The sequence below is a fragment of the Pseudomonas sp. P1_F1_2 genome, assembly GCF_056405815.1.
The window spans coordinates 48,013-54,381 of record NZ_JBFUBK010000035.1 but is presented as its reverse complement, the minus strand read 5'-3'; the positions used below and the strand labels follow the sequence as shown (position 1 = coordinate 54,381).

The following is a 6,369-nucleotide window of genomic DNA, read 5'->3' as shown; positions in this document are numbered from 1 at the left end:
CCCGCAAGCTATGCCGGGTGGCATTCGCTCTCATGAAAAACCAGAGCGAATACCAGCCAAATTTAAGGCTGCAGGGTTCCCCTGCAACATAGAATCTCCCACATTGGTTTTGTGGCGACCCTTCCAGCCACGTTCGCCCCCCTCCCAGAAAAAATTTTCAGCCCTGAAAATCCCGCCTCCAAAGCTCTAGCTCGGCCCTTCACATCATCCGCCAAAATTTCGAACACAACTTTTTCAAAATTTTATCTTGCGCACTAAATATTCGCGCGATACATTCACCTCGCACTTACTTAGCGCGCAAATATTTAGCGCAAAACACCCAAACCAAAATGAGGCTCACACCATGCAAACTCTCTACACCGCAATCGCAACTTCCACCGGTGGCCGTGATGGTCGTGCTGTTTCCAGCGACAACATCCTCGACGTCAAACTTGCCACCCCGAAAGAACTCGGTGGTGCCGGCGGCGCAGCGACTAACCCTGAACAACTGTTCGCAGCCGGCTACTCCGCCTGCTTCATCGGCGCACTGAAGTTCGTCGCCAGCCAGACCAAACGCAGCATCCCGAACGACGCCTCGATCACTGCCCATGTCGGCATCGGCCAAATCCCTGGCGGTTTCGGCCTGGACATCGACCTGCACATCAGCCTGCCAGGCCTGGAACAAGCCGATGCGCAAGCCCTGGTCGACGCCGCCCACCAGGTCTGCCCGTACTCCAACGCCACCCGTGGCAACGTCGATGTGCGCCTGCACGTTACCGTCTAACCGTTGATCCCAAGGCCCGTACAGGAAACGAACATGAACACTTTCAGCAAAGTCTTGACCGGCACCCTTCTCGCCCTGTCCATCGGTAACGCGTTCGCGGGCGAGGGTGTTGAACACAACACCCAGGCATTCCTCGACGTTCTGAATGCCGGCACCGGCAAACCGATGGAACAGCTCACCCCCAAAGACGCGCGCGCCGTACTGGTGGGTGCGCAATCCGGGGTAAAACTGACGCTGCCAAAAGCCGATGTCAGCGAGAAGACCATTCAAGTCGACGGCCAACCGCTGCGCCTGACCATCGTCCGGCCGGCCGGAGTCAAGGGCGAGTTGCCAGTGTTCATGTTCTTCCACGGCGGTGGCTGGGTATTGGGGGACTTCCCGACTCACGAACGACTGGTCCGTGATCTGGTAGTCGGCTCAGGGGCTGCGGCGGTGTTCGTCAATTACACCCCGTCCCCGGAAGCGCACTACCCGGTGGCGATCAATCAGGCTTATGCGGCGACCCAATGGGTGGCCGAGCACGGTAAAGAGATCAACGTCGACGGCAAACGCCTGGCCGTGGCCGGCAACAGTGTCGGTGGCAACATGGCGGCAGTCGTTGCGCTGATGGCCAAAGACAAGGGCTCGCCGGCTATCAAATACCAGGTGTTGTTGTGGCCGGTGACGGATGCGAGCTTCGAGACGGCGTCTTACAACCAGTTCGCCGAGGGGCACTTCCTCACCAAAAACATGATGAAGTGGTTCTGGGACAACTACACCACCGACGCCAAGCAGCGTAATGAGATTTACGCCTCGCCGTTGCGGGCTACCACCGCACAACTGAAGGGCTTGCCACCTGCGCTGGTGCAGACAGCGGGCGCCGACGTTCTGCGCGATGAAGGTGAAGCTTACGCCCGTAAACTCGATGAGGCCGGGGTGCCGGTCACGTCGGTTCGCTACAACGGCATGATCCACGACTACGGTTTGCTTAACGTGGTGAGTCAGGTGCCAGCGGTGCGCTCCGCGATGCTGCAGGCGTCGCAAGAACTCAAGCAACATTTGAAATGAAGTAAAGCATCGCAGCCTCGCTTCGCTCGACAGCTCCTACATGGGTTTTGCATTTCCTTGTAGGAGCTGTCGAGTGAAACGAGGCTGCGAATCTTATGATCTTCACCTTTCAGGCATAAAAAAACCCGGCTCAATGGCCGGGCTTTTTCATTCCTGAAGCAGTGCTTATTTAGCACGGCCTTTGTAGGAACCGCCTTCGCGGGTATCGATCTCGATCATGTCGCCGATTTCGATGAAGTCAGCAACCGACAGCTCGGTACCGTTCTTCAGTTTGGCAGGCTTCATCACCTTGCCGGAAGTGTCACCGCGAGCGGAACCTTCGGTGTAGTCAACCTGACGCACGATAGTGGTCGGCAGTTCTACGGAAACCAGACGCTCTTCGAAGAAGATCGCTTCGCAAACATCGGTCATGCCTTCTTCAACGAAAGGCAGAACGGCTTCGATGTCTTCAGCGTTCAGCTCGTACATGGTGTAGTCAGTGGTGTCCATGAACGTGTAGGCGTCGCCGCTGATGAAGGACAGGGTCGCTTCTTTACGGTCGAGGATTACGTCGTCCAGTTTGTCGTCGGCGCTGTAAACGATTTCAGTCTTGTAACCGGTCAGCAGGTTTTTMAGCTTGGTCTTCATGATCGCGCTGTTACGACCCGACTTGGTGAATTCAGCTTTCTGAACCAGCCAAGGATCGTTTTCGAGACGGATCACCATCCCGGGTTTCAGTTCTTTACCAGTTTTCATTACGAATATCCGAATTTGGATGGGATTTACAAAAATCTAGGCCGCGTATCATATCCAATTTACATAAAACTGTACCAGCGCTGCGGCAAGATCAGCCTGCAAGGCTTGTTCCAGACACCACGCCTCGGCGTGTTTTTGCAGCTCTGGCCAGTGTTTACGGGCCATGCGCCAGTGGCCGGACATATCATGCCCCGCATTCCACGCGCGCCAAAGACCGCTGATCGCCTCGCTGGCAGGGGCGGACAGGCCTTTTGTGTACACCTCGAGAAAGGCTTCAAGCTTGTCCAGGTGGATGTCTTCCTCCTGCTGATAGATGTGCCAGAGCATTGGCCGGCCCGCCCACTGAGCGCGGACGAATGAATCTTCACCACGCACAGCGTTGAAATCGCAGCACCAGAGCAAATGATCGTATTGATCCTGTCGGACGAACGGCAGCACCTGAACGGTCAATCCGTCGCGGACATGCAGAGCGCCTGCTGCCAACCCTTCAATACCGAGCCAGCGTTCGACATCGCCGAGAATGCGCCCTTCGGGCACCAGCAAATGCGTAGGTAACGGATCAGCCGCCATCACGTCCAGCCAACTCGACAGCCCGGTATTTTCATAGGCAAACAGCGAAATCAGTTGGGCATTCGGGGCCGGATCTATCCCCAGGCCTTGAAGGAATTCTCGTTGCGCCTCGCGACTTTGCTGAAACTGCCGTCGACGCTCAAGCAATCCTTTTTCACGCAACAAACCACCGGTGCCCTTGTGGAATCCCGGGAAGAAGAAGTACTTCTGCACCGTTTTGTATTTCACCGACGGTAAACCGTGGCAACCGCTCACCCAATCCTCGGCGCTCAGATAGTCGAGATTCATCCACAGCGGCGGTTTTTCCCGTGCGGCCATGGCGTCCATGTAGGCACTTGGCAACTGGCAGGCGAACGCGGCGATGACCACATCCGCCGCCTCGGTGGCCAACCACGCTGCCGGCCATTGGCGCACGTCGACACCGGCCTGCGATTGCTGCGCCGCATGGATATCGATCTGGGGGCACAGGCGTTCGAAGGCGCGCAGGTCATCGACCCACAAACGCACGTCGACCGGGTACTCGGCCACCAGCTGTCGTGCCAGGCGCCAGGTCACGCCGATGTCGCCAAAGTTGTCGACCACGGTGCAAAAAATATCCCAGCGGGTTTTCAGTTCAGGCATTGCGGATTCCCGTTGGCAAAGGCACCAATTGTCCGCATAAATTACCTCGCGCAGAAGAGCCGACGGCGATTAATCTTCGTGCGACAATCGCCACTATCCCGCGACCATCCGCCAGGAGGCAGCCATGCCCTTTYGTCCCACTCCGCGCCGCACGTTGCAGATCCAGCCTAATGCCTTGCAACTGATCGGCAGCATTGCCCTCGGATTGTGGCTGGGATTTCTCGCCATCGCGCTGACCTGCTGGCTCGTCTCTCGCCTGTTTTTCAGCGAGCAACTGGCGCCAGTGGCCGCCGCCGTGGAGCAATTGGCCAAACCGCCCGTGGTGCAACCGGTACCGGACATTCCGCCGCAGAGCCCGCTGTTCGAACAATATGAAGAGAACCTGCGCAAGAACGAGCAGCAGGTACGCATGGATCAGGCCCGCAGCAGCAGCCGCAATCTGTCCAATCCAAAATGCCAGTTCTGGCTGCAACAGGACCATACCGCGCCGAGCGAAAAAAGCCGCGCCAATGTCCTGCAGTTTTGCGATTGACCATGAACAAACAGACCGTCCACCAATTGATTCTCGACAAGCTGCGGGTTGATCTCGACATCGCCGAACGTGCCGCGCAAACCGCGTACGAAACCGCGACCCACGAAGAGAACATCGCCGAAAACAAGTACGACACCCTGGGCCTGGAAGCCTCCTATCTGGCGGCCGGACAGGCCAGACGGGTGGAAGAAATCAGGCAGTCACTGACGCTGTGCCAGAACCTGACATTGCGCCCCTATGACGATCAGCGCGGCATCGAGGTCGGCGCATTGCTTGGCCTGGAAGACGAAAAAGGCCGCGAGCAATGGCTATTTCTGGCCCCCGATGCCGCTGGTCTGAAGGTCGATCTGGTGGGGCAATGGATTACCGTCATCACCCCCCGTTCGCCGCTGGGCAAAAGCCTGCTGGGCAAATACGAAGGGGATGACGTGGAGATTCTGGTGGCGGGTGCCCGGCAACAGTTTTCTGTTACAGAGGTGGTCTAGTGAACCGGTAGTTCGACGCCGTCGAACAGCTCTTCCAGTTCTTGCTTGTTGTGGCACGCAATGGCTTTAGCCATGACTTCGCGAGTCAGGTGCGGGGCAAATTTCTCGATGAAGTCGCACATGAAGCCACGCAGGAAAGTGCCGCGACGGAAGCCGATCTTGGTGATGCTGGATTCGAACAGCTCACTGGCATCGAGCACCACCAGATCGCTGTCGAGTTTGGCATCGACCGCCATTTTCGCCACGATACCCACGCCCAGGCCCAGGCGCACATACGTCTTGATGACGTCAGCGTCGGCGGCGGTGAATACCACTTTGGGTGTCAGGCCGCGATGGCTGAACGCTTCGTCGAGTTTCGAGCGGCCGGTAAAACCGAACACGTAAGTCACGATCGGGTATTCGGCGAGCGCTTCGAGGGTCAGCTTCGACAGCTTGGTCAACGGGTGGCCTTGGGGCACTACGACGCAGCGGTTCCAGCGATAGCACGGCATCATCACCAGGTCGCCGAACAACTCCAGTGCTTCGGTGGCGATGGCGAAATCCACAGTGCCGTCAGCGGCCATTTCAGCGATCTGCATCGGCGAACCCTGGTGCATGTGCAGGGCAACGTCCGGATACTGCTTGATGAAACTGCTGATCACCGGCGGCAACGCATAACGCGCCTGGGTATGCGTGGTGGCGATCGACAGGGTGCCCTTCTTCTCGTTGGAGAATTCCTGGGCGATCTGCTTGATGCTTTCAACCTTGCGCAAAATCTCGCCAGCGGTCGTGATGATGCGTTCGCCGGCCGGGGTGACACGGGTCAGGTGCTTGCCGCTGCGAGCGAAAACCTCAACCCCCAATTCGTCTTCCAGCAGACGGATCTGCTTGCTGATACCCGGTTGCGAGGTGTAAAGGCTTTGGGCGGTAGCGGAAACGTTGAGGTCGTGGTGCGCCACTTCCCAGATGTAGCGCAATTGTTGAAGCTTCATATGAATCCCTCAAAGCAGGTAGACGCCACGGGCATCAGCGACGGTATATAACTATATTAATGGCGTGAAGAATAAATCTAGAACTTTTTTGTCAAATTGCCACTATTCGTGTTCTAGCGATCACCTTGGCGGCGACGCTCCACCAGCGGCACCAGATAAACCGGCACTCTCGCCAGCTGCAACACGCGTGCGGCGGTCCTGCCCAAAGGCGTTTCCGCGCCGGCACCATGGCTGTGACTACCTACGATCAGTAAATCCACCGAGAGTTTCTGCGCCTGGTCGAGAATCACTTGCGACGGATCCCCCTGTAGCACCCGCACGGCTTGAATCCGCGCCAGGTCCTGCTCCCCTTCGTCCCCCAACTCTTCGCGAAAACTGTCGAGCACCCGCTGCTCGATACTGGCAATCACCGTGCTCAGTCCCTGGCTGTGAAATTCGTTCAACGCCTGCTCATCGAGGTAACTCTGAAGCACCGACTCGGCAAACAGGCCCATAGGTTCAACCGCATGCACCACATACAAATCGGCATTGAATGTCCGCGCCAGCGCCAAGGCGTGCTGCATTACAAACGGTGCGTACAGGCCGAGGTCAGTGGCATACAGCATCGACCGAATCATATGACCTCCTCGCGAGCCAACATGGTGG

At 57.4% G+C, this 6,369-nt stretch carries 8 protein-coding genes; 4 read left to right on the top strand and 4 right to left on the bottom strand.

Features of this window, described 5'->3' with window-relative positions:
* Window positions 1–343 precede the first annotated feature (343 nt).
* Both AC1D2P_RS13010 and AC1D2P_RS13005 read left to right on the top strand, forming a co-directional pair.
* Window positions 344–763 (top strand): organic hydroperoxide resistance protein, encoded by a 420-nt coding sequence (locus AC1D2P_RS13010; protein WP_046031808.1) that lies wholly within the window; start codon window positions 344–346, stop codon window positions 761–763.
* A gap of 33 nt (window positions 764–796) precedes the next feature.
* Window positions 797–1,810 carry an alpha/beta hydrolase gene (locus AC1D2P_RS13005; protein ID WP_223522771.1) on the top strand — a complete coding sequence of 338 codons (1,014 nt, stop codon included), beginning with the start codon at window positions 797–799 and terminating at the stop codon, window positions 1,808–1,810.
* Between the two features lie 165 nt (window positions 1,811–1,975).
* Here the strand turns inward: AC1D2P_RS13005 and AC1D2P_RS13000 are convergent, their stop codons facing one another.
* Complete coding sequence (locus tag AC1D2P_RS13000) at window positions 1,976–2,545, bottom strand: elongation factor P (RefSeq protein WP_046031806.1); 570 nt, start codon at window positions 2,543–2,545, stop codon at window positions 1,976–1,978.
* 48 nt (window positions 2,546–2,593) lie between these two features.
* Window positions 2,594–3,736 (bottom strand): elongation factor P maturation arginine rhamnosyltransferase EarP, encoded by a 1,143-nt coding sequence (earP, locus tag AC1D2P_RS12995; protein ID WP_109787129.1) that lies wholly within the window; start codon window positions 3,734–3,736, stop codon window positions 2,594–2,596.
* A gap of 124 nt (window positions 3,737–3,860) precedes the next feature.
* Here earP and AC1D2P_RS12990 point away from each other — a divergent pair, with 124 nt between their 5' ends.
* Together AC1D2P_RS12990 and AC1D2P_RS12985 are read left to right on the top strand one after the other, a co-directional pair.
* The gene (locus tag AC1D2P_RS12990; RefSeq protein ID WP_477811460.1) at window positions 3,861–4,268 is read left to right on the top strand and encodes a hypothetical protein; all 408 of its coding nucleotides are present in this window, start codon (window positions 3,861–3,863) and stop codon (window positions 4,266–4,268) included.
* A 2-nt stretch (window positions 4,269–4,270) separates the two neighbouring features.
* On the top strand, window positions 4,271–4,753 hold the full coding sequence (locus tag AC1D2P_RS12985) for a GreA/GreB family elongation factor (protein ID WP_109787130.1): 483 nt from the start codon (window positions 4,271–4,273) through the stop codon (window positions 4,751–4,753).
* Here AC1D2P_RS12985 and cysB read toward each other — a convergent pair.
* Complete coding sequence (gene cysB / locus AC1D2P_RS12980; protein WP_046031804.1) at window positions 4,750–5,724, bottom strand: HTH-type transcriptional regulator CysB; 975 nt, start codon at window positions 5,722–5,724, stop codon at window positions 4,750–4,752. The two genes, AC1D2P_RS12985 and cysB, sit on opposite strands and share 4 nt — an antisense overlap.
* A gap of 113 nt (window positions 5,725–5,837) precedes the next feature.
* Window positions 5,838–6,341 (bottom strand): universal stress protein, encoded by a 504-nt coding sequence (locus tag AC1D2P_RS12975; RefSeq protein WP_109787131.1) that lies wholly within the window; start codon window positions 6,339–6,341, stop codon window positions 5,838–5,840.
* Window positions 6,342–6,369 lie beyond the last annotated feature (28 nt).